The sequence below is a fragment of the Chitinophaga agri genome (assembly GCF_010093065.1).
In the GTDB taxonomy this organism is placed as follows: domain Bacteria; phylum Bacteroidota; class Bacteroidia; order Chitinophagales; family Chitinophagaceae; genus Chitinophaga; species Chitinophaga agri.
Genome location: NZ_CP048113.1, coordinates 6,888,399 through 6,911,745 on the forward strand (window position 1 = coordinate 6,888,399; position 23,347 = coordinate 6,911,745).

The 23,347-nt window shown below is 46.9% G+C and carries 16 protein-coding genes and 3 tRNA genes; 9 read left to right on the forward strand and 10 right to left on the reverse strand.

The features are described from left to right. Nucleotides 1-10 precede the first annotated feature (10 nt). Nucleotides 11-481: an ankyrin repeat domain-containing protein gene (locus GWR21_RS27565; protein ID WP_238430041.1), complete on the reverse strand. Its 471-nt coding sequence runs from the start codon at nt 479-481 to the stop codon at nt 11-13. A 349-nt stretch (nt 482-830) separates the two neighbouring features. On the opposite strand from GWR21_RS27565, the gene GWR21_RS27570 reads away from it, so the two are divergent. Then, on the forward strand, nt 831-2,366 hold the full coding sequence (locus GWR21_RS27570) for a catalase (RefSeq protein ID WP_162334929.1): 1,536 nt from the start codon (nt 831-833) through the stop codon (nt 2,364-2,366). Nucleotides 2,367-2,437: 71 nt separating this feature from the next. Here the strand turns inward: GWR21_RS27570 and GWR21_RS27575 are convergent, their stop codons facing one another. Together GWR21_RS27575 and GWR21_RS27580 are read right to left on the reverse strand one after the other, a co-directional pair. Beyond that, complete coding sequence (locus GWR21_RS27575; RefSeq protein WP_162334930.1) at nt 2,438-3,376, reverse strand: hydrogen peroxide-inducible genes activator; 939 nt, start codon at nt 3,374-3,376, stop codon at nt 2,438-2,440. Nucleotides 3,377-3,492: 116 nt separating this feature from the next. Further along, complete coding sequence (locus tag GWR21_RS27580) at nt 3,493-3,960, reverse strand: ankyrin repeat domain-containing protein (RefSeq protein ID WP_162334931.1); 468 nt, start codon at nt 3,958-3,960, stop codon at nt 3,493-3,495. A gap of 180 nt (nt 3,961-4,140) precedes the next feature. Between GWR21_RS27580 and GWR21_RS27585 the strand changes: the two genes are divergently transcribed. From GWR21_RS27585 to GWR21_RS27595, 3 genes are all read left to right on the forward strand, one after another. After that, nucleotides 4,141-4,212 (forward strand) — tRNA-Asp (locus GWR21_RS27585). Between the two features lie 10 nt (nt 4,213-4,222). Next, nucleotides 4,223-4,293 (forward strand) — tRNA-Gln (locus GWR21_RS27590). A gap of 16 nt (nt 4,294-4,309) precedes the next feature. Then, nucleotides 4,310-4,381 (forward strand) — tRNA-Ser (locus tag GWR21_RS27595). A 299-nt stretch (nt 4,382-4,680) separates the two neighbouring features. Here the strand turns inward: GWR21_RS27595 and GWR21_RS27600 are convergent. Both GWR21_RS27600 and GWR21_RS27605 read right to left on the reverse strand, forming a co-directional pair. Continuing rightward, the gene (locus GWR21_RS27600; protein ID WP_162334932.1) at nt 4,681-6,201 is read right to left on the reverse strand and encodes a hypothetical protein; all 1,521 of its coding nucleotides are present in this window, start codon (nt 6,199-6,201) and stop codon (nt 4,681-4,683) included. Between the two features lie 197 nt (nt 6,202-6,398). Next, nucleotides 6,399-6,911: a DUF3828 domain-containing protein gene (locus GWR21_RS27605; RefSeq protein ID WP_162334933.1), complete on the reverse strand. Its 513-nt coding sequence runs from the start codon at nt 6,909-6,911 to the stop codon at nt 6,399-6,401. A 370-nt stretch (nt 6,912-7,281) separates the two neighbouring features. Between GWR21_RS27605 and GWR21_RS27610 the strand changes: the two genes are divergently transcribed. The 4 genes from GWR21_RS27610 (at nt 7,282) to GWR21_RS27625 (ending at nt 13,484) form a co-directional block, all read left to right on the forward strand. Then, on the forward strand, nt 7,282-10,830 hold the full coding sequence (locus tag GWR21_RS27610) for an RHS repeat domain-containing protein (RefSeq protein WP_162334934.1): 3,549 nt from the start codon (nt 7,282-7,284) through the stop codon (nt 10,828-10,830). Nucleotides 10,831-11,086: 256 nt separating this feature from the next. After that, the gene (locus GWR21_RS27615) at nt 11,087-12,121 is read left to right on the forward strand and encodes an alpha/beta fold hydrolase (RefSeq protein WP_162334935.1); all 1,035 of its coding nucleotides are present in this window, start codon (nt 11,087-11,089) and stop codon (nt 12,119-12,121) included. Between the two features lie 134 nt (nt 12,122-12,255). Continuing rightward, nucleotides 12,256-13,020 carry a DUF72 domain-containing protein gene (locus tag GWR21_RS27620; RefSeq protein WP_162334936.1) on the forward strand — a complete coding sequence of 255 codons (765 nt, stop codon included), beginning with the start codon at nt 12,256-12,258 and terminating at the stop codon, nt 13,018-13,020. Nucleotides 13,021-13,232: 212 nt separating this feature from the next. Continuing rightward, nucleotides 13,233-13,484, forward strand: coding sequence for a hypothetical protein (locus GWR21_RS27625; RefSeq protein ID WP_162334937.1), 252 nt, complete (start codon nt 13,233-13,235; stop codon nt 13,482-13,484). A 162-nt stretch (nt 13,485-13,646) separates the two neighbouring features. Here the strand turns inward: GWR21_RS27625 and GWR21_RS27630 are convergent, their stop codons facing one another. From GWR21_RS27630 to GWR21_RS27650, 5 genes are all read right to left on the reverse strand, one after another. Then, a complete protein-coding gene (locus GWR21_RS27630) occupies nt 13,647-17,060 on the reverse strand; it encodes a HEAT repeat domain-containing protein (protein ID WP_162334938.1) in 3,414 nt (1,137 codons plus the stop codon). A 713-nt stretch (nt 17,061-17,773) separates the two neighbouring features. Continuing rightward, nucleotides 17,774-18,526 carry a transporter gene (locus GWR21_RS27635; protein ID WP_162334939.1) on the reverse strand — a complete coding sequence of 251 codons (753 nt, stop codon included), beginning with the start codon at nt 18,524-18,526 and terminating at the stop codon, nt 17,774-17,776. Nucleotides 18,527-18,835: 309 nt separating this feature from the next. Further along, nucleotides 18,836-19,327, reverse strand: a complete 492-nt coding sequence (locus GWR21_RS27640; RefSeq protein ID WP_162334940.1) for a hypothetical protein — start codon at nt 19,325-19,327, stop codon at nt 18,836-18,838. 11 nt (nt 19,328-19,338) lie between these two features. Then, nucleotides 19,339-20,493 carry a zinc-dependent alcohol dehydrogenase gene (locus GWR21_RS27645; RefSeq protein WP_162334941.1) on the reverse strand — a complete coding sequence of 385 codons (1,155 nt, stop codon included), beginning with the start codon at nt 20,491-20,493 and terminating at the stop codon, nt 19,339-19,341. A 177-nt stretch (nt 20,494-20,670) separates the two neighbouring features. Beyond that, the gene (locus tag GWR21_RS27650; protein WP_162334942.1) at nt 20,671-22,203 is read right to left on the reverse strand and encodes a DEAD/DEAH box helicase; all 1,533 of its coding nucleotides are present in this window, start codon (nt 22,201-22,203) and stop codon (nt 20,671-20,673) included. Between the two features lie 205 nt (nt 22,204-22,408). On the opposite strand from GWR21_RS27650, the gene GWR21_RS27655 reads away from it, so the two are divergent. Further along, complete coding sequence (locus GWR21_RS27655; RefSeq protein WP_162334943.1) at nt 22,409-23,317, forward strand: SMP-30/gluconolactonase/LRE family protein; 909 nt, start codon at nt 22,409-22,411, stop codon at nt 23,315-23,317. The last annotated feature ends 30 nt before the right edge of the window (nt 23,318-23,347 follow it).

Sequence of the window (23,347 nt, forward strand, 5' to 3'; positions counted from 1 at the left end):
GGCCCTCTTGTTATCTGCTGACGTTCATGGCTAATTTCTTCCTTGACAGCATCCTTGAAAATAAGCCTGCTACCATTTTTATTTTCATGCTGAATTTTTTCTTCAGCGGATTGGCGCCATTATCCATTAGTAGCGCTACGATGTTACTATGTCCGAATGTAGCTGCATAGGTCAGTGCCGTCGCACCGTTGTCTGTTTCTGTACTGACAGATGCGCCTTTTTTGAGTAATAGTTTTACGACGTCAGTATGCCCTTTGAAACAGGCACCCATTAAAGCAGTATGTCCCAGGTTATCTTTGGCTTCTAACTCTGCACCCGCCTTCAGCAGGAAGGCTACCGCTTCACTGTGATTGTAATATGCCGCCATGATGAGGGGGGTAGAACCTCTGTCATCTCTGGCATGCAGTGCTCCATTAGCTACACATTCTTTCAGCAGTGAAACGTTGTTCGTCCTTGCTGCTTCGAATATATCTGTCATCATAAATGATCTTTTACTGTAATGAATGGTTTGCAATATTATCCATTGTCAACATAGGAAAAGCACATATAGTTTAATATCATGGTCAATAGATTTTGTCTATCTGAAATGATATTTTCATCATTGTATTTTATGGGTTATCTATCCTGTACAGAAACAATTTATCTTTACCGGCAAGATAACTGTAGTTACAATATTGATGTAATACTACAAATCTCATTCCTACCTGGTGACCAGCTCAATGCCTGTCTGATAGACATAATTTATAGGTGATCTTATTTGTTTATTCCCTTCTCTGCATGTGCGGACAGGAATACTTTTGTCAAAAATATTAGACGAAAAAATAAACCTTATGAGTCAAGATCAGCAAGCAAAGAATAACGGACAGGCAGGAGCCAGCCAGGTAGCCCACCACCTCACTACCCGTCAGGGACAGCCGGTACACAATAACCAGAGCATGCGTACACTGGGTAACAGAGGACCCGCTGTAATGGAAAACTATCAGTTCCTGGAAAAGATAGCACATTTCGACAGGGAGCGTGTACCTGAGAGGGTCGTTCATGCGCGTGGCGCCGGTGCACATGGTGTGTTTGAAGCATATGGTACAGTAGGGAAGGAGCCAGCCTCCACATATACACGTGCGAAGTTATTCCAGGAGAAAGGGAAACAGACGCCGGTGTTTGTTCGCTTCTCAACTGTTATTCATGGCGGACATTCCCCGGAGACGCTAAGAGATCCCAGAGGATTTGCAGTGAAGTTTTATACAGAAGATGGTAACTGGGATCTGGTAGGTAATAACCTTAAAATATTTTTCATTCGTGATGCGATCAAGTTTCCTGATTTCATCCATGCGCTGAAACCAGATCCTGTGCATAACAGGCAGGATGGTGGTCGTGTGATGGACTTTTTCAGTAACTCACCTGAGGTAATGCATATGATCACCTGGTTGTTTTCGCCATGGGGTATACCGGCTAACTACCGTCAGATGCAGGGATCAGGTGTAAATACGTTTAAATGGGTGAATAAGGCCGGAGAAGCAGTGTTGGTAAAGTATCACTGGGAGCCGCTTGCTGGTGTAAAGAACCTTACACAGAAGGAAGCAGAGGCGATACAGGCGAAGAATTTCAATCATGCGACCGAAGACCTGTATACTGCCATTGAAGCGGGTAATTACCCACAGTGGGAATTATTTGTACAGATTATGAGCGATGATGAACACCCCGAGCTTGATTTTGATCCATTGGATGATACCAAAATATGGCCCGCAGAACAGTTTCCATGGTTGCCGGTAGGTAAAATGACGCTGAACCGTAATCCGGAAAACTACTTTGCGGAAGTGGAGCAATCCGCTTTTGGCCCGGGCGTCATAGTAGACGGACTGGAGTTCTCCGATGATAAGATGCTGATCGGACGTACTTTCTCTTATTCAGATACACAACGGTACCGCGTGGGTACGAACTATTTACAGTTGCCGGTCAACGCGGCAAAGACACATGTAGGAACGAATCAGCGTGATGGCAACATGACGTATAAATTAGATGTACCGGCAGGAGTAAATCCACATGTGAATTACGAGCCATCCAGCCTGAATGGTCTGAGGGAAGTGCCGCAAACAACAGTCGTGTATGAGCCTACCTATGCGGCAGCAAAGATCGTACGTCAAAGCATTGACCGGACTAACAACTATCAGCAGGCAGGAGAACGTTATCGCTCATTTGAAGAGTGGGAGAAGGAGGAACTGATCAGTAACCTGGCAGATACATTGAAAGCAGCGCAACCGGCTATACAACAGCGTATGGTGGAGCACTTCTATCAGTGTGATGAAGATTATGGACGCAGAATCGAAGAAAAGCTGAAGGAAGTGAAGGAAGCGGGAGTAATTGCGTAGAGGAGTGTAGATAATTGAAGAAGCCTTCCACCGGAATGATGGAAGGCTTTTTCAATTATGCTGAACGAACCTTAGTATGCTTCTATCAGTTCCTTTCTGTTCTTACTTTTCAGGCGGGCGGGTACGATACCGGTGATCTCTGTTTTCAGCGCTTCTATCATCCGTCTTTTTACAAAGTTCTTCATAGTGACCATGCCGATCTCCCTTGCCGGTTCAGGTGAGTGAAAGTACCTTAGTTTTTGCTGTTGTTCTGCACTGAGGTCATTGAGTGCCAGTTCCGGCAGGATAGTGGCGCCATTGTTTTCATCCACCATCCGCTTTAAGGTCTCAATACTGCCGGTGTTATATTCATAATGTTGTGAGCCGCGGGTCGTTTTTCTATGCTGACAGATGTTCAGTACCTGATCTCTCATGCAGTGACCATCATTAAGAATCCAGAGTTCCTCCACATTGATATCTTCCGGTTTGAGCTTTTTCTTTCTGGCCAGCTGGCTTTCATCAGATACATATGCCACAAAGTTCTCGTAGAATAACGGTGTTTCTTTCAGTTGCGCATCATGTAAAGGAGTGGATACAATACCACAGTCTATCAGTCCCAGTTTAAGTTGCTGCATGATCTGTTCTGTATTCTGCTCCCATACCACTAATTTAACAGCCGGGTATTGCTCGATGAACCTGGTAATGATCTTCGGAACGATGTAGGGGGCCACCGTCGGGATGATACCGATTTTCAGTTCGCCGGATAATTCTTTATTTCTGTCGGACACCAGGTCCTGTATTTTCTGATATTCTGCGAGGAGCGTACGTGCCTGCGCAATGATCTCTATGCCTAGTTCAGTGGGTGTGACCGGCGATTTGCTGCGATTGAATATTTTGACACCCAGTGCATCTTCCAGTTTCTGGATCTGCATGCTTAACGTCGGCTGGGTAACAAAGCAGTTTTTGGCAGCAAGATTAAAGCTCCGGTAGGTATCTACCGCAACAATGTATTCAAATTGTACGATGGTCATGGTTTGTTATTATTTATTTGCCGAACGTGCTGTACGGCAAAGCATAGTTCACTGTTGCCTGTCGCAGGGTCCATGTAGAAAGCTGTAAAAGCCTTGTCAATATATATATCCGTTCCTTATTGCTGAACCGCCGCAACAAGCGCTTCATACCCGGCCGGATTTTCCTGTAGCAAAGCATAGTCAATAGGATTCCTGCCGAATTTATCTTTCTTCAGCGGGGATGCACCATGACTTAGTAATAGTTCGATAATATCATTTCGACCGAATGTAGCGGCAAAGGTCAATGCAGTGGCGCCATTGCCATTCTCTGTATCTACATGAGCGCCATGTTCCAGTAATATCCTTGCAATGTCAGTGTATCCTTTAAAGCATACGCCCATGAGCGCCGTGTTTCCCATAGCATCCTGTATCTCAGTGGCTGCACCAGCTTCCAGCAGTGCTGTAACAGCAGCTGTATGGTTATAATACGCGGCAATGATGAGTGGAGTAGCGCCACGGGCATCTCTGGCGTTGATCTGTTCACTGTTGAGATAGCCTTCGAGGGCCGCGATATTGTTGGTCCTGGCTGCTTCAAATATATCCATGGTCTGATGGTTTTGTAGCAATATTAGATAAAGCAGGGTAATTATGCGTAGTCATCGAATAATATCATGGGCCATAGATGAAATTTATAGGATGATGGTTGTTTAATAGCTGGGGTCTATTAATTTGGAATTATACATTTAGATCATATGAATGTTTATATTATATTTGCGCCGTGTAGCAGAGATGGGGTCGATCTGGACAGACGCCTCCCTGTCACGGAGGAAGAGCAGGTTCGAGTCCTGCCTTCTCTCTACACATTATGAGGGGTAGTTTAACTGGAAAAACGCCGGCCGCTGCAAGCCGGAAATTTAGGTTCGAATCCTTCCCCTTTGCAGGTAAGATCTTATGGAAGGAGTAGTTAAAATGGAAGAATACTGACCTGCTAGTTCAGAGATGTAGGTTCGATGCCTACCTCCTTCCGCAGTTATTTTGGCAGATAGGCATCCAATCTTTTGCAGGTGGTCATGATATTGAACGAATAGTTTAACAGGAAGAACGCCGCACTATTTCGTCAGGGATACGGGTTTAAGGCCCCTTCCAACATCAAACCCGACTTCTTGAGAATAGTCTCAAAAGGTCGGGTTTCATTTTTATGTGACGTGCCCGTTAGCAGCACCACCCCGGTGCGACATGGCGCATCGGGATGGTGCTGACAGGAAGTAATGTAAAACGTTCACCGGTCAAAAGCATTGTGACAGGAATAGTTTTAAGGGAACGGGCTATAGTTTCATCCAAACTAATCTGCTGCCGGTATGTTTACCCTGCTCTTCAGCTTTTACCACTACATAAAGTTGTTTATCTGCACTGTAATCACAAGCTTTGAACACACCACGGTTATGATCGCCGTTTTCAGCTGGTTTGTCAAAAAGATAGTCGACTGCAGGTACTTCTTTTGTGCCGCTTAATTTATAGTAGAAGGCATCGTTTTTCTCTAATGATTTTATTTCGCGTAATTTTTCTCCTGTCTGTCCTCTTTCTACATTGTCGGGATTGTCATTCAGGAACAGGTAATTTTTACCATTTGCACTAAGGTAATTAAATGCATCCATTGCGGAGGGTTCTTTATAAGCCAGTTCAAAATACTCATTTGCGTTCTGGAAAAAAATCGACCTTAACGTATTGTCGCGACGCTGAAATCTTGGAATACGGTAATGTTGTACTATTTCCATATCCTTCTCAGATAAGACTTTTACATCATAGTCTTTCATCTCGAATTTTTTTAACGTATGTATGTTCGTAATAGTTATACTTTCAAACACGGCGGTAAATGTGCCGTCCTCATTTGCAAAAAGGTCCTGTGGTGCTCCTGATTCCTTGTATTTAGCAAGCAGATTGCTTTTAGCTATCCTGCCGATAGGGTCAACTACTGTGGTTGAATAGCCTTCTCGTGTATCCATGGTCAGCAACATCAATTTTTTTGATGCCGGATTATATTTCGCGATTGAGGCATTCGCCGGTTTTCTTGTGGTTCCCAGCTTATCCATCGTCAGCACTGTATCTCCGGCTATTAATTGACCAAATATTAATTCACATTCTTTTCCTCCTGATGCGGCAGTATTATAGCCATATGCCAATATACCAAGTTTATCCTTTTCGAAAGGTGCAAGGCCCAGGAATTCCATATACTTGTATTTCTCTTCCGGAGATTTATAAAATGCGTGGCTAAGCTCTTTATTGTCAGTGCCGTAGATAGAAACAGCAATTCGCTTATTCCTGTCAGCGTGAAAACTGTTTACGGATACTACTGCATAGCCATTCCCCTCGGGCATTGCTTGTGAGAAGAAATCGGGTTCCGGTACACCTACTGCTACTCCCATATGCTTGAAGTAGGAAACTTTTTCCAGCTGACTTATTACTGAGTCCTCTTTTAGGGCGCCGTTTTTACCATCAAACACCAGGCGTTTTAATACAACCTGGTGCTCCAGTATCGTACTGACTAAAGCTGTTATGTCGCCATTCGTATCATAAAGGCCCTTGACCTTAAAGGCACTCTCTTTACCAACAGGAGGAGGTAGTTGTTTGCTGGAAGATAGCTTGAATTTTGGACTGTAGATATTAACAGTCATCTCTTTTTTGTTGATGCCCAGATAAAAAGTACAACCATTTTTCATCAGTAATACTCTTTGAATGGTGGTACGCTTATCATTCTCTAAAAACGGGCTCTGTGCTTTCATCTTGATCTGCGCGTGAGACATGAGGCATAGCAGCAGGAATACAGGCATTACGAACAAATATTTCATAGTTGGGTATATTTTTGAGACAGCAAATATATATATTGTAGTGGATGCTAACAGCGATGTATCGATATATAATAGAAAAGAGGGTGTATCAGGTATTATGATACACCCTCTTTTTATTCAGGTACCCGATCGAACCAGGTGGTCATGCAGGCGTCGGATGACGTTCGTTTACTTTGATACACCTTTTGTATCTTTCGCTAAAGCACATCACCTATTTTGTACGTACTTCCTTCCTTCACTAACTGGTACCGTATCGTAATCTTAGTACTGTCATCAGCCCAGCGGTACGACGCTTCATAAATATCTTTTTCTTTTGGCACTTTTACGATCCGCAATGTCTCCATCATATGCCCGTCTGTATCCTGTGCATTAATAAACGGATCTGCATCGATGTAACCACTGTCCAGATCAGCCCTTAGTCTTTCCAGTAATTTTTTGGTACAGTATTGTTGTTTGATCCCGTCCAGCACTTCTTCTGAATAATTTTGTTCTTTTTCCAGTTCAGCGTCATACTTTGAATAGAACTCCTGCAGCATCCTGATATTCTGTGCTTCGATGTCCTGATCATTGGCGGAGCCCTGTTCCGTTGGGCAACAGGCATCTGTTGTACCCGCACTTGCTGTTTCCGTTTTGTTACCGGTATCACAGCTCACAAAGCTGATGAAAAAGAATGAAATGACTGATAGTGAGAATCTGATCGTTGCTTTCATAATGTCTTCTTTTGGTGGCGTATAAAATCCATTTCTGATATCACTGTGCCGGTACAACGTCTCTTGGGAACAGTGATCCGGATCAGTGATAAGTGGCTGCAATATTATATAGTTTTCGTTGAAAATAGATGTTAAAAATATGAGCCGTGTGACAGTAAAGCGGATAGCACAGGGGGAAAAAGTTTTATTTTGCTGTGAATAAAAAAATCCACTAAATTTACTTCACAGCATGCAACTGTAGTTATCCCGTATTTGCATCTTCTTTCAATAGATCCCGGTTTCACTTACATATTTTATATCGCTGTTTATCCATGCCAATTGGGTAAATAGGGCGTCATTTTCCATAAACAACGTTCATAACTATACTTAGATGAAAAACAACAGATTGTTAACCACAATGATCATTATCAGGCTCATTTTCTCAGGCGGAAAGATAACATACGGGCAACAGGGAAAGATACCTGATCCTTTTGCTAAATTGTCGGCACCGTCGCCGGCTACTGCCGCGTTGGTGAAGTTTACTGATATACCCGTCAGTGGCTTTACCGGTACACCTGATATCAATATACCCCTGTATGAGATCAGTACTGCTTTTGTCAGGTTACCTGTCACACTTTCTTATCATGCATCCGGTATAACGGTGGAGCAGGAAGCGACCAACGTCGGTCTGGGATGGGCATTGAATGCAGGAGGTGTACTGTCAAGAACAGTTGTGGGAAAGGTAGATAACGGTACCTGGCAAACAGATAGAATGAACAGGCAGTCCTCCTTTGACATCAGCAATCCGGTTGACTTCCGGCAGGCCCCTTTGTTACTGGATAATACGATTGATGGTGTACCGGATCTATACATGTATAACTTCGCCGGATATAGCGGTAAATTCATTATCGCGGACCAGCTCAGACAATTGCCGCTTACAAATACGCGCATTACAAAGATCAGCGAAAATGAGTTTCACATCATAACGCCCGATGGCAATAAGTACATATTTAGTGCGCCGGAAGTCAGTCGTAACAGATCAGAAAATTCGGCGTCTTTTAATATAGTGGCATGGTACCTGACGAAGATCCTTTCTGCGGATCGTACGGACTCTGTGTTGTTTTCCTACGCTGATACACGTTATGTCAGTGGCGGTGGCGTAAGTTTTACCAGGGAGTTTTATAAAGGTGCCTCAGGCGACTGGAATGGACCTGCTGAATCTGCACAAAGTAGTTTTGAGAACCTGATCAATGGGAAACAGCTGGTAAGGATCGACTTCAGGCAGGGAAGCGTGACATTTAATATTTCCTGGAATACAAGGGAGGATCTTGCCGTGATGGATAACGGTGCCGTGCCACTGGTCAGTTCAATGGTCGTGAAGAATAATGCAGGTACCATATTGCGAACAGTTAATTTCCGTTACGGCTATTTTACAAATGGTGCTCCCGGTGCAGATAATAAACGGTTGCAGTTATCCGCCGTCTATATACATGGTGGCAATAGTACGGATACCTTACAGGCGCAACGTTATCATCTCGGTTATAACAATATGCCATTGCCGGCGAAAAGCTCCCTCTCTCAGGATCACTGGGGCTATTATAACGGCGCGGAAAACACAACGCTCATCCCTTCCTATACGAATTGTGTGAACGGCCCCACGCCGCCTGATTGTTACAGTTGTGCGGGACAGCCAGGTACATTGAATTTCCCGGGTGCTGACAGAAATACGAAAGGTGCCTATGCATCTGCGGGTATGCTGGAGCGCATCACTTATCCTACCGGCGGGTATGCCGCTTTTGAATGGGAGCCGCATGAGGTAGCCGATTATGAAGCACCTGTTATCAGTTACCGCAATGAGCGTATAGGATCTACCTATGTGGCAGCTAATACTACATTGTTTGTAAAAGATAGTTCTACGGATTTTTACGTCGATCCGGTGTTGCATCCCGGTGGTCTTTGTGCGCGTATTGATGGTATAATGGCTGTTCCGGGTAGTGCGGCAACTGATGATGCGCTGATCGATCATGCAGGAGGTAGTATCACACTCTACAAACGCACAGGGCGTGTGGCCGTGGCCAGCTATTCATTTTCCTGGTCACCTGCCGGTGCTTATAACTGGTCTTCCAATGTGAAACTGGAAGCGGGGCAACGATATTTCCTGCTGACCACTGTCCGCCATGCCGGGTTTTCTGTAAGGGCGAATATGAGTGCGAATGTTCGCGTAACAGCGAATACTGGTAAGAATAAAATAGTAGGTGGCTGTCGGCTGAAAAGAACGGTATTATATGATCCTGTTGCGGAGCTGTCTATGGTGAAAACCTACAATTACCGCCATCCTTCAGATACCGCATTGTCCAGTGGCACCATACGCCGCCCACCGCTATATGTAAAGAACGTTCAGCGTTTTGAACAACAGGGGAAGGGCTGCGATTATTTTGAACGGAGCGGTATCCGGTTATCTTCTAACAGTATTGCCAGCCTCGGAGCAGGTAGTCATGTCGGCTATACGTATGTCAGAGAATCTATCGGAGAGGGAGGTGCGAATGGCTATATTATTTACAATTATGAGAACCGTTTATTTAATAATGAATTCAATCCCGGTTGGAGAAGCGGCTACCTCATAGCCAAAACAATATACAATGCGCAGGGCAGTCCGGTGAACAGGGAGCGTAATGTCTATAGCACAGATAGCAGAGGGGATACCTCATTTATGGCCAGCACGGTCGATTATTATGTGAAACACCCCTGTGCCAATGTGCTTACATATGATCGTGCATATCCTGCTTATGCCAGCGGCAAGGACTGGATCTTTCCTTCCGAGTGGTTTCACCTGGACTCCACCATTACAGATAACTATGACATAGATGTTCCGTCGCGTGTTTTGACGACAGCTATGGCATTGATCTATGACAATGTGCGGCATTTACAGGTGACTAAAACCATAGAGAAAAATGCCGCCGGTTTGGACGTGATCACCTCTTTCCGTTATCCGCTTGACTATGTACTTCCTGCGGGGACATTAACCGCCGAAGCGCAGGCGATCAGAGACATGCAGACAGCTAACATCCATGCATTGACAGAGACCTATAAACAACAGCGTACTGCGTCGGGCGTATTACAGTTACAGGGTGCCACCTATCAGTCCTACCGGTCAGTGGCGTCGGCTGCCGGGCCGGTCATACTGCAGGATAAACAATATACAGGTACTGTAACGGTCCCTGCTGCCCCCTTTGCTCCCTCTGCAGTAGCAGGTACTGGTATTACAAAGAGCGCTGTCTACTACCTGAGATCAGCCGTGAATAAGTATGACGCCTGCAACAATATCAGTGAGATCGAAAAGGAAGGGGGAGAGGTGAGTGCCTATATCTGGGATCATAAGGGTACTTACCTGGTCGCTGCGTTTAATAATGCCAGACTGGCTGATGTTGCCTATACGGGGTTCGAAGGGGATAATAAAGGTAACTGGAGATATGCTGGCATGCATACGTCGGATGCTACTGCCGTAACAGGCAGGAATAGTTATCAGCTGACAGCCGGAGCCATCACCAGCAATGCTTTAACAGCCAGTATGACGTACACATTGTCTTACTGGCTGAAAAGTACGACGCCGCTTTTTGTTGCGGGAACGGTATCCGGCTATCCGCTGAAAGGCACAACCCTAAGGGGTTGGACATATTTTGAGCATAAGCTGACAGGGATAACGGTTGTAACACTTAGCGGTAATAGCCAGATAGATGAATTGCGGTTATATCCGGCCGGGGGATCGGTGACTACCTGGTCATACGATCCACTGACAGGCGTTACGGGGAGCTGTAGTGAAAGTAATATGATCACCCGGTATAGTTATGATCAGGAAGGCAGACTGAATGTGATAAGGGATCAGGACGGGAATATACTGCAACAGACGGAGTACAGGTATCAGGCACCGGTCGGACAGTGATAGGGGCTTTAAAAGGTATATCATATGAAGGGAACTATTCACTGATGAAGATGCCGGAACGTTATTCGCCAACACGGCGGATCACTTTTTCAGTTTTCCCCTGAAGGTTCCCCCGGCCTGTTGTCTCATTCACGGACAATCCTGTCCGGTTTACGGTATTCATGATTGATGCAGAACAAGGGTTGATATAGCTTTGTTGTGTTGTCGGGAAAATGAGCAGCATGACTATTACCAAACTAAATCAACTGAAAATATTATGAACAACAGCACAAGCGTAAGCACTAACCGCCTTTTAGTCACTATCCTGGTCCTCATCGCATTTGTACTGGGAAATAAAGTAACAGTAAAAGCACAGGGCGCAGCCACTGGTGCTGCAATCACCACTACCGCATTCGATCATATCAGACAGATCAAAGCAGGGGTACTGGATGTCGGATATGTAGAAGCTGGTCCTGCCGACGGTGAGCCGGTGATCCTGTTGCATGGCTGGCCTTATGACATCTATAGCTATAAGGACGTCTCTCAGATATTGGCAGCAAAAGGTTTCCGGGTATTGATCCCCTACCTGCGTGGTTATGGTACCACCCGTTTCCTATCCGCAGCAACACCGCGTAACGGACAACAATCCGTAGTAGCAGTCGATATCATCAATTTCATGGATGCCCTGCACATTAAGAAAGCTGTTGTAGGCGGGTTCGACTGGGGAGCACGTACCGCCGATATCATAGCGGCACTATGGCCTGAACGTGTAAAAGGCCTGGTATCCGTAAGTGGTTACCTGATCGGTAGTCAGCAGGGTAACAAAGCACCGCTGCCGCCTAAAGCAGAGCTTAACTGGTGGTATCAGTTCTACTTCGCTACCGAACGTGGCCGTGAAGGATATAAAGAGAACACGCTTGCATTCAATAAACTGATCTGGCAGACTGCTTCCCCAAAATGGAATTTCAGTGATGCCACTTATCATCAGTCTGCAACCGCATTTGATAATCCCGATCATGTACAGATCGTTATTGATAATTACCGCTGGAGACTGGGACTGGCCAAAGGAGAAGCAAAATACGACGAACTGGAAAAGAAACTGGCTACAGCACCTGCGATCACCGTACCAAGTGTGACCCTCGAAGGAGACGCCAATGGTGCACCACATCCTGATCCGGCTAACTATGCCGCTAAGTTCACTGGCAGGTATGCCCACCATACTATCGGTGGCGGAGTTGGACACAATTTACCGCAGGAAGCACCACAGGCATTCGCAGATGCGATCATCGAAGTGAATAATTTTTCTAAATAGGCGGGGGGATTACAACAGACAGGAGGTCTGCTCATCAGAGCGGGCCTCTTTTGCTTACTGCAGATATCCCTCCCGTAAATTCTCCCGCTGGCGTAATATTTGGACCCTGCATACTTAAATATAAGTGTTCAGATATGGATGTGATTGATCAGTTTTATGCAGGTACCAGCGGACTGGTATTACCCGTGCCCAATAAACAGGCGTACCCTCCTGCCTATAAGGACAAAAGCAGACTTACCTTCTATGCGTCCCTGTTTAATAGTCTGGAGGTGAACAGTTCGTTTTATAAGATTCCGATGGCCGGTACGACCAGGCGGTGGGCAACGGAAGTGCCGGAGGGATTTGCCTTTACCTTCAAATTATTCAGGGGAATTACGCATAACAAGGGCCTTGATTTCGACCCCGCGGTGGTGACACAATTCATGCAGGTCATTGATCAGGTGGGCGACAGGAAAGGGGCATTACTGATCCAGTTCCCGGCCAGTATTGTATTCGACAGTTTCGGGCAACTGGAGCGGCTGCTGGATGTTATCCGGCAATGTGATCCGGATGCCTCCTGGGATATATGCATTGAATACCGGCATCCATCCTGGTATGAAAGCGAGACGTTCGAGTTGCTGGCGGATTACAACGCCGCCATGGTCCTCCATGACATGCCTAAAAGTACGCCACCAGACATTAGGTCTTCTGTGCGCTTTGCCTACCTGCGGTTTCACGGACCAGCCGGTGATTATAAGGGTGGTTATCCCGATAAGGTCTTACAACAGTATACCAACAGGATCCATGGATGGTTAGATGAAGGGAAGCGGGTCTATACCTATTTCAATAACACGGCCGGAGACGCGCTCCCTAATCTCGAAACACTCCGCAGACAGGTGAACGGTATAGCCACCAAATGAAAAGAGACGGCCAGTGGCAGTCTCCAAGCCAAGGTCAACAGGGGTGTTGTTTTTCATGAGTAACTGAATAATAGGTGAAGGGAATATTCAGCTGCAAGTTAATGTATTCTCTTAATCATGCAACAGCGCGGTTAATCCTATCTGTTCCTGCATTATTTGCATTACATTTAGGTAGGTTTAAAAATATCCATTGATCTGTTAAGACTATACTTATGAATGTCATTCCTCTGACACTGCTGCAGGCTGCCATGCTTGGCGGTATCCTGATATTGCCGATGATAATGATCGCCTTACTTTGTATTTTCCTGTATAACTTTCTGCACAGGATCTTTAGTAAAAAGATCTCCGATCCTGATGACCTGGACCGCACCGTTATCTGGCTGAAAAGTATCATGATACCCGGCATACTGGGTGGTGCATTGATGTACTGGTACTGGAATATGCTGATGCAGATCAGGTTTTAATTAAATTATATCCCACCGGGGAACATGCCCGTGTATCCCGGCAGGAGGTATTATTTACTGCCTGCAAGCTGTCATTTTCCCTGTAAGGGCAAAACAAAACAGGCTTTCCCCGCAGAGAAAGCCTGTTCATACATCCGCCAGGCGGATCAGGTATTTGAAATATTAATTGTCTGTTTTCTGTTCTGCCAGGAAGCTCACCACATCCCTGATCTCTTTTTTTGAAAGTAACAGTTTCATGTCTGGCATGCTCGACTGCGCGTATTTCTTGTTGGTGATCTGATCAGCCGGAATGGTACGTTCTGTCTGTCCTTCTTTGATGGTCAGACTTGACTTAGTCTCTCCCTGGAGTATCCCTGTCACTTTCTTTCCATCCTTCAGGTCCAGCGTTACCATACCAAATCCGGGTGCCAGCCGTGCACTCGGAGAGATGAGCGCCTGTAAGATCTGTTCTCTTGTAATACGGCTGGCTACACCATTTAACCGTGGGCCCGCATTGCCGCCTTTGTCGTCATATGAGTGGCAGCGCATACACTGTGAGTTCTGGTTATCGAAGAAAATGTGTCTGCCGCGTCCTGGATCACCCCCCTGCAGGCAACTATTATAAGAAGCCATCAGGTCGTCCGGCGACATTTTGCTGTTCACAGCCTTGTATTGAGCGATCAGCGTAGCGGAACGACTACTATCGATCGCTTCACCCAGTTCAAGATAGATATCCGGATCAAGTTTACCGGTAGACATTTTGGTTAATAGTTCACCGAGCGGTTTTTCCGTATACTGCGCAGGCAGTTTACCTAATGTGAGCAAAGCGGCCTGTTTCTCTTCGGCGGTCTTGTTGGCGATCACACCCATCAGCAGGTTAACCATGACACCTTCAGAGATGTGTAGTTTCCCCAGCATATCCAGACCGGCCACGCGCACTGTTTTTTCTCTGTCGCTCAGGGCCAGGGTGATGCCCTGTTCCACACCAGCATCCTGAAGGTCTACAAGTGCTCTCAGAGAGGCCACACGCATGTCAGCGTCTTTATCTGCTTTCACACCTGCGAGCAGGGCTGCGCCAGCTTGTTTGATCTGCAGTTTGGCAATTGCTTTTGCTGCACTGATACGTACCGGCAATTCCTTATCCTTCAGCAGGGCGATCAGCGGAGAGGTAGAGAGGCTTACCGCAGGCGCCGCATTCCTTTTTATTTCACCCCGCAGTCGGCCATCTACACGGTCAAGTACCGATGGTTTTGCCCATACACTTAACGCGTCGATGGCTTCCGCACGCATCGCTGCCGGACTACCGGTTTGCTGTGCATAGGTGACCAGGTTATGCAATGCGCTGTCCGTCCCGAGTCGCAGGTTGGCGTTGATCGCACGACGGATCAGGGCTTCGTTTTTAAAGCTGGTGGTGACGAGCAGATTCGCTAACGCAGGCAACGCATCTTTCACCGACAGGTCATCGTTGATGGCGCGGGCTGCTTCTGTTGCTACGAATTCGTCTTTATCATTTACAAATGCAGCCAGTCCCGGGTGACTCATTCTTCTGAGCGCCACAACTGCTGCAATGCGCAGTGCGCGGGAAGGACTGTTGGCCAGCGCTACCAGGGGGGCCGGCTGACCGATACGGGAGAGTGCTAATGCACCGGCATGACGCTGATAGGCATCTACATCATTATTCGCTTCGAGGAAGGCGATGAGTGGTTGCACCGCCGGCGCGTAGGCTATTCTGCCCAGTGCTTCTGCCGCAAAGAAACGTGCACGGCTGGCAGTATCTTTTAATATAGGTACCAGTGCAGGACCGGCTTCTTTATAACGGATGTCGCCCAGCCATTTTGCTGCCTGTGCACGGATCTCAGGATCACTGTCCTGCAGCAATGGCAGTAGTACTTTCGCGTATTTTTTATCCTGACGGGCCAGCTGACTTAATCCCCAGATGGCGTGTACTCTTGCCAGCTGATGATCAGTTTGTTTCAGCGCCTGTTCAAACAGGGGGACTCCTTTGTCTTTACGTTTTACCAGTTCGAACTGTGCCTTCATACGTACACGCATATCCGGATTGCTGAGAAGTGCGGCCAGGTCATCTTCCTTACGTGAACTGAAGTCGGCTGCCAGCAGCGCTTTGGTATTTTTACGCTCCGCGGATGCAGCACCAGTTTTATCATCCAGTTTCCAGATACGACCGTAGTTGTGTGTGCCCCAGCCGTCGATCCAGTCTGCTACATACAGGGCGCCATCGGGACCAAAGTCGATACCGGTAGCCAGTATGCCGCCGAGTACTTTTTTATGTTCACCCAATTCGAAGGAAGCACCTTTCGGGTTGAGCTTAAAGGCGTGTACACCAGAGTTGGAAGGGTTACCTACGAATTCTGCTACGAAGAAGGTGTTCTTGTAGGCAGGGCCTAAAGCCGTACCCGGATTATAAACGAAACCGGCAGGGCCACTTACGAAGTTGCTGATGCAGGGTGTGATGTAAGCCGCCTGTCCTTCGAAGCGGGGCAGGTACATTTTTTCGTCCATCCAAACTTTGTAGGTGTTGTTATCAGGATCGTTGTATTTACCGTATTGCCAGTTAGCGCGCCATCCCTGGTCACTACCATTCACGAGATATACGAGACGTTCTTTTTCACCCGGGTGGTCACCGTCATTGTCTTCACTGATAATGTTACCATATTCATCAAAGGCAAATTCATGTGTGTTTCTGATACCGTGGGCAAAGATCTCAAAGTCGCTGCCATCGGGATTGGAGCGGGCCAGCACACCGCTGTTGGGGAATGACCATTCTTTCCCGTCAGGACCTTTGCCGTTAAAGCCGATATCGCCTATCTGCCAGTAGATACGGCCATCAGGACCCATTTCCACACCGGACATCCCGTGGCCGCTAAAGCCGACGTGTACCGCGTATCCATGGGAGATAGAAGTCTTTTCGTCAGCAATGCCGTCATGGTTTTTATCCCTGAGACGCCACAGGTCGGGGGCTACGGCGAAATAGAGATCATCGCCATCGCTCAGTACACCGCCACCTACGTCGGTCACTTCATCGTGAAAGTCATTTACGACTAATTGTGCCTGATCGGCCACACCATCACCGGAGACATCATCCAGCCGGTATACCAGTTCTTTTTCTATGGTAAGATCGCGCCAGTCGTGAGAGCCGTCATGGTTCAGGTCTTCCAGCCACTCGTTCTTCTTACTGTTTTCAGGAGACAGCTCTTTATGCAGGAATGCGCGGCGGTCTTCTACCGTTTGCAGACTGATCGATGGGATCTCCCAGTCCCGGTGTCCGCGTATGTCAAACTCAGAATGCTTCTGCCGGTCTGTGGTGGTGTAATAGATCCTTCCCTGATCGTCTACATCGATGGCGACAGGAGAGACCACGAGAGAGTCGATACCCCACAGTGTGAGCGACAGCCCTTCAGCCAGTTCAGGTTTCACGATAGTGCCAATAGAGTCTGCCAGATGGGCTGTCAGCGTAGCGTCCATTCTTTTGATCTGTTTGTCCGCCGGGCCACTGTCCTGTTTACAGGCAGGCAGGCAAGCCACAGAAAAGAGCAGTGATGCCAGAATTGGATCTTTTAAAGCATGCAGTTTTTTCATATGAGGAAGCAAATAATTGTCGTTTGTACACGGTTGTGTTATGACCGATTAAGATAGGGTAAAAAAAATGCAGAAGTGAATAATTTTTTTGGGCGGACATGTGGTGGTAATGGGTGGTATGCAGGCAGGGGAATGGAAGCGGATCTGTTCATTGTAAAATAGGGGATGGGTCCACAATGGACGTTGAGGCAGTTGTTGTGCTGTGATGGGAGTAGGTTTAGGCGTAAATTATTTATATTCAATTTTTTGTGTGATGTTTGGCCATGCGTGTCACAGCAATGATGTATGTTATTTCCGTTGAGTGCAGGATGAGTGGTAGTTCAATCGGGTGTTTGTGTGTTATTGTTCAGGTAAGCTTCAGGTAAGCTTTCTCCTCCGTTTCTCCTCCGTCTTTAAACGGAGGAGAAACGGAGGAGAAAGCTTACCTGAACAGTACACGATCGATGCTGCACACAAGGTAGGCTGACCTTGAAATAACCCACTGCTACCGCAATGCCTCCCTGAATTTTCTGGGCTGAAATTGCGTATTTCCCGCAGGTTTTTTTTCCTTTTTCCGGTGTAGATTTGTGATATGATCAGTGAGGGATCAGCACTATTTTCTGCATAAAGCGCCCCTATGCAGATGATGGTTTTCCAGGGTAGGCATACACGGGTACACATACAAAGATGGCAACGATTGTATGACAGACAGCGACGCCGCCAGGGATCAATGATCAATGGATCCTGAATGCGAGTCCGGCGTTACCGAAGTAATTACTTTCTGTAGTAAAGAGAGTATGACCGAATGCCAGATGTACCAGCCAGTCGGCTGACAGGTGATATAAGAACCCACCGTCGGCATTATGAACTGGTGATTCTCCGGCAGCAAACTGTCCAAAGTATTCACCAAAGACGGATAGATGATCTGTTAGTTCATATTTTACATCTCCACTCAGCTGCCAGCCCCACTGCTTTTCAAATGCTTCCTGTTTATAGGAGGCGTTAGCGGCAACAGTGAGTTTATCGAACGCTTTCTCGAGCACGAGCACAAATAGTGGCGACCAGTAGCCATAGTTCCCTTTTTTCGAGGTAATTGGAATGTGCAGATAAGAGATGAGCGATATGTCAGGTAAGCTTTTTTTGTCTTTCAGCAATGCGATCTTCGTGCTTAACGCCAGCGGATACTGCCCCTGTGTTGTTTCGGAGATAAAGAGATCCCGTTCTTTGCCCTGTTCGACCAATAGTCTGGCCTCGACGTTTTTGAGCAATCCATATCGCAGTAACGAAGAGGATATCAGGGCTGTTTGCCCGGAGCTGAATTTATTGTAGTAGAATTCTGTCTCAAGCTGGAGACTTTTGGGGTCAATAACAGTGGCGCCATCTGTCTGGTCAGGACGGTCTGTATTGATCTTCTCCTGCCCGTTGGCAGTCATCGCATATACGCAGAAGAAGGCTGTCAGCACAGTTAGTATGCGCCTGTTGGTCATAAGTAGTAAATAATTAGTCATTGATAATTGGCTGTAAACGGGAGTTTATTATACAATAAGGCTGCCAACTATATGCCGGTGATCAGCTGGAAATTATTTAATACTGTTTAGTGATCAATAGATGACTGCTGTGTAACAGGCTATATATTTCCTGGTATGGCCGGACAACCAGTGCAATAGCTGTCAAACCATACCAGGCACGAAGATATATGCAACGTAATCGGGTATACTCTTATTGGGGTGTTCACTATGTAGTGATTTACCTGTAGTGATCTTTAGATCAGCAAACGCCGGCATCGGATAACTATTTTACCGGCTCTTTGATCTGGCACTTTTATACAGCATTACCACAGCTGTTGTGGCCAATGCTGTTAGTGCGATTTTTTTTATCAATCCGGCACGATTGTATTTCCAGGCTGCTTTCCAGCCTTTCTCTGCAAAGATGTTGGGTACATGTCCCTTTTTGAGATCATCGATAATACCTTCCACCACGTTTACACGGTCGGCCAGTAACAAGGGGAGCCAGTGGCCATAGCTGGATTCACTGTGTTTAAAGGCATACCGGCGGATATTGCCACTTAGTCCTTCAGGTGGGCAGGACGTACCGAAAACAGCTGAAACGCCCGGACGTTCATTGGAATGAAGTATCTCAACGGTAACCGGTTGCTGCGGAGGGCGTTCCCAGTTGGTCCGCTGATGGTCATCGCCGGTATATTTCTTTATGGGGTATGTGGGCTCATTTTCAGGATCCGCATCTACGCCCCAACCTTTGATATGTGCAAATTTTTTCTCTAAGTCCATAGTAAGCATATTTATTGTCTTGCAGACGGTGGAATAAGAATTGGTTTAATACAATTATCCAGTTTGGCAGAGAACATATGGTAGGCATCTGCTACCTCTTCAAGAGGGATACGATGTGAGATGATCGCTTTCGGGTCAATATAACCTGACCTGATATGCTCTATCAATCGCGGCAGCAGCCGTTTAACGGACGCCTGATTGGCGCGTATAGTAATACCTTTGTTGACTACATTGCCAATAGGGATCAGGTTATCGGTAGGACCATACACACCCACAATAGAGACGATGCCACCTTTCTTTACGGAATTGATCGCCCAGTGTAATGCAGTGGCAGAGCCAGCCTGTAACATCATCTTTCTGCCGGTGATGGTTTGCATGGCATTACCGGCAGCATCTCCGCCTACCGCGTCTATACAAACGTCGGCACCAAACCAGTCCGTTGTTTTCTTCAGGAATAACACAGGATCTTCCATGGAGCGGAAGTTGTATGCCTCACATTGCGCATAGTTACGGGCGAAGTCGAGTCTGTATTCAAGATGGTCGATAATGATCACCCTACCAGCGCCAAATAGCCAGGCGCATTTAGCAGCCATGATACCAACAGGCCCTGCGCCGAACACAACGACGGTATCCCCTTTTTTGATGCCGCCCATTTCGGCCGCCTGGTAGCCTGTCGGGACTACATCAGTGAGCAATACTGCGTCATCAGGGTGCATATCTTCCGGTATCACGACCGGGCCTACATCCGCGTACGGAACGCGCACATATTCCGCCTGTCCGCCATCGAAGCCACCGGCAGTATGTGAATATCCATAGATGCCTCCCACAGCAGTTGCCTCAGGATTTGATTCATGGCAATTGCCAAAAAGCTCCTGTTTACAGAAGGCGCATTTGCCGCAGGCGATGTTGAAAGGCACCAGGACTTTATCTCCTGTTTTCAGCTTTTGTACACCAGATCCAACGGTTTCGACAATGCCGATAAATTCATGGCCAAAGGTTGATCCGACGCGGGTATCCGGCACGAGTCCGTGATACAGGTGAAGGTCAGATCCGCAAATGCATGAGCGTAATACGCGGACAATTGCATCTTCCGGATGGAGTATTTCCGGTTCAGGTTTCTGTTCAGCACGGACCCTGAAAGGGCCTCTGTAGTTCATAGCGAGCATAAGCGACGTTTAACATTAATAAACTATAATGGGCAGTCTGCTAGAGACCATGCACTATAGCAAGGGAGCCGAAAAACGTGCCGGGTTACAATGCTGGTAAGTCATGCTCGTACGGAGGTGAATATGAGGTTTTAAGTCACAGCAGCATTTTATAGCTGTTTATCTTCAGCCACATCATTATGCAGCTTTGCGTCTGCTCTTTCTGGCCATATTTCTTTGCATTATTTTCTGAATAAGTGTTTTGAGCCTGGATTTATAGTCGGATACCAGCCATTCAGTATAGTTCTTTGTCACTTTTCCCAGGCATTTGCCGTATTGTTTTACGCGCCATTGTATTTCCTGGTCCAGTTTATCAGCCAGTTCCATCGCATGTGCAATAGAGTCACTGTTCTCGATGCACATCACGACGTGTTGCCTGATAGCGTCCCTAATAACGGTGGCAGGTTTCAGGCCGGCATCCAGTGCCTGCTGCCAGGCTTCCTGCACATCAAATGAGAACTGTAATGTGTTGGGAAAGTCGGAGCGGAGGTCGGCCGATATGACATGTGCCTCACGGGTTGACTGCTGATGGACGTATGCCATGAATGCTTCCGGTCTGTCGAATATCAGTTGCCAGTCTACGGGTGCCTGCCATTCTCCGAAACGTTCAACATTATTACCCAGATCGATGATGTTGAAGGTCTTTTTCTTTGGCAGGCTTCTGGAGCCCCTTCCGATCATCTGATGGTATAATGTCAGTGAAGTCGTGGCACGGTTCAGGATCACCGCCTGGATGGATGGCTCATCAAAGCCCGTGGTCAGGATAGATACAGACGTGAGAATGGCGCCTTTGGTCTTCTTAAACCATCTGAGAATGTCTTCGCGTTCCGCGGCAGTTTGCCGGTTGTCGAGATGTCTGACAGGATAGCCTGCATCTTCAAATAGTTTGCAGACATTCCTTGAGGTAAATATCCCGTTGTTGAAGATCAGCGTCTTTTTATTTTTTGCGTGTGTTTCATATGCATGTAACAGCAATTCGAGCATTGCTCTGGAAGAATATAACTCGTCGGAACTGCTGATGGTAAAGTCACCATAAATACCCGTCTTCAATGAGTTTAGTTCCACATCATACCGCCAGGTGACAGGTCGTGCGAGATACCCCTGGCTGATCAGGTTGCCGATGCTTTCGCCAATCACCAGTTCCTGATAGCTCTTCTTCATGGGTAGGTCGGCATCCGAACTTAAAGGGGTCGCAGTGACACCGATAACGATGGCGTCAGGAAATTTATGCAGCAGCTTCTGAAAAGCATTATGGTGTGCCTCATCAATAATCACCAGACCGATCTGTGAAGGGTCGAACAGGCCGTCTTTAAGGCGGTTACGCAGTGTTTCCACCATGGCAACATAGCTGTCATAGTTATCTTTCTTCCGGACCTGTTTGACACTGCTATTGATCACCCTGGTTTTGATACCAGCTTTCTTCAGCGTGGCAGCTGTCTGGTCACATAATTCAACACGGTGCGTAAGTACAATCGCCTTACGGTGATGACAGGTGACATACCATTTAGCTATTTCAGAGAAAATAACGGTTTTTCCTCCGCCGGTAGGCAGCTGGTAAAGGATCCTGTTGCCTTTAGGGGCATTCGTTACCTTTTCAAATAGTATATTAAGGTCGCGTTCCTGGTAGGGGTATAAGCCGGAGGGCTTAGGCGCTTTCACTTCGCTTCTCATAAATGATCTTCTGTTAGTTGTATGCTTAATGACTGCTCTTCCCACAATATGTGGAGACAGATGATACCATGAAGTATATCAAACCTGGGGCCAATGGGTTGATCCGGGTGATAGGGCTGATGGAAGTTTAACAGGGTTTTGGGAAGTGATAGTGCCGGTATTTCGTAATCTGGAGGACAGTTACTAACTTTCTCAAAATAAGCGTATGAGCAGGATCCACGTTATTGTGTTAATTAATTTCATTGCAGCCGCTACCGGAGTAAGCGTATCTGCACAGCAGACAAATCTTCCGGCAGTAGTGGCGCCGGGTGCTGAGTTGAAGAAGGTGTCCGGAACATTTGCTTTCTCAGAAGGGCCCGCAGTTAATAAGCGGGGGGATATTTACTTCACCGACCAGCCGAATGATAAAATATGGAAGTATGACAGGGCAGGTCATTTATCCTTGTTCATGGATAAGACAGGTCGTTCCAACGGGTTGTATTTTGACAGACAGGGGAACCTGATCGCATGCGCAGATGAGAAGAATGAACTATGGTCTATCGGTCCGGGGAAGAAGGTAACGGTGTTACTCAGTGAGTACGAGGGAAAACACCTGAATGGTCCTAATGACCTGTGGATTGATCCGAAGGGAGGTATTTACTTTACAGACCCTTACTATCAACGTGATTACTGGGAGCGTAAGCAGCCGGAGATCCCGGGTCAGAAGGTGTATTATCTGCCTAAAGGCGCCAGCAGGCCGGTGATAGTAGAAGATAGTGTGGTGAAGCCGAATGGTATTGTAGGCACACCAGATGGAAAGTACCTGTATGTTGCCGATATACAGGCGAATAAGACCTATCGGTATGCGATTGGAGCAGATGGTCGCCTGACGGATCGCCAGGAGTTTGTGCCACAGGGCTCTGATGGGATGACACTGGATAACGAGGGGAATCTGTATATCACAGGACGTGGAGTGACGGTATATGACCAGACGGGAAAAAAGTTAGGAAATATACCGGTATCTGCAAACTGGACGGGTAATGTGTGTTTTGGCGGCAAAAAAAGGAACATGCTGTTCATTACCGCTTCGGAAGCCGTATATACCCTGCAGATGAGGGTAAAGGGTGTGGAGTGACCGGATAAGATTATATTGTTCAGCGTATAA

Bases quoted from the DNA above. Each gene is read 5' to 3' on its own strand.
- GWR21_RS27640 (WP_162334940.1), bottom strand. From the start codon at position 19,327: ATGGACTTAGAGAAAAAATTTGCACATATCAAAGGTTGGGGCGTAGAT.
- GWR21_RS27630 (WP_162334938.1), bottom strand. From the start codon at position 17,060: ATGAAAAAACTGCATGCTTTAAAAGATCCAATTCTGGCATCACTGCTC.
- GWR21_RS27620 (WP_162334936.1), top strand. From the start codon at position 12,256: ATGGATGTGATTGATCAGTTTTATGCAGGTACCAGCGGACTGGTATTA.
- GWR21_RS27635 (WP_162334939.1), bottom strand. From the start codon at position 18,526: ATGACCAACAGGCGCATACTAACTGTGCTGACAGCCTTCTTCTGCGTA.
- GWR21_RS27565 (WP_238430041.1), bottom strand. From the start codon at position 481: ATGATGACAGATATATTCGAAGCAGCAAGGACGAACAACGTTTCACTG.
- GWR21_RS27650 (WP_162334942.1), bottom strand. From the start codon at position 22,203: ATGAGAAGCGAAGTGAAAGCGCCTAAGCCCTCCGGCTTATACCCCTAC.
- GWR21_RS27625 (WP_162334937.1), top strand. From the start codon at position 13,233: ATGAATGTCATTCCTCTGACACTGCTGCAGGCTGCCATGCTTGGCGGT.
- GWR21_RS27610 (WP_162334934.1), top strand. From the start codon at position 7,282: ATGAAAAACAACAGATTGTTAACCACAATGATCATTATCAGGCTCATT.
- GWR21_RS27600 (WP_162334932.1), bottom strand. From the start codon at position 6,201: ATGAAATATTTGTTCGTAATGCCTGTATTCCTGCTGCTATGCCTCATG.
- GWR21_RS27655 (WP_162334943.1), top strand. From the start codon at position 22,409: ATGAGCAGGATCCACGTTATTGTGTTAATTAATTTCATTGCAGCCGCT.
- GWR21_RS27570 (WP_162334929.1), top strand. From the start codon at position 831: ATGAGTCAAGATCAGCAAGCAAAGAATAACGGACAGGCAGGAGCCAGC.
- GWR21_RS27605 (WP_162334933.1), bottom strand. From the start codon at position 6,911: ATGAAAGCAACGATCAGATTCTCACTATCAGTCATTTCATTCTTTTTC.
- GWR21_RS27645 (WP_162334941.1), bottom strand. From the start codon at position 20,493: ATGCTCGCTATGAACTACAGAGGCCCTTTCAGGGTCCGTGCTGAACAG.
- GWR21_RS27575 (WP_162334930.1), bottom strand. From the start codon at position 3,376: ATGACCATCGTACAATTTGAATACATTGTTGCGGTAGATACCTACCGG.
- GWR21_RS27615 (WP_162334935.1), top strand. From the start codon at position 11,087: ATGAACAACAGCACAAGCGTAAGCACTAACCGCCTTTTAGTCACTATC.
- GWR21_RS27580 (WP_162334931.1), bottom strand. From the start codon at position 3,960: ATGGATATATTTGAAGCAGCCAGGACCAACAATATCGCGGCCCTCGAA.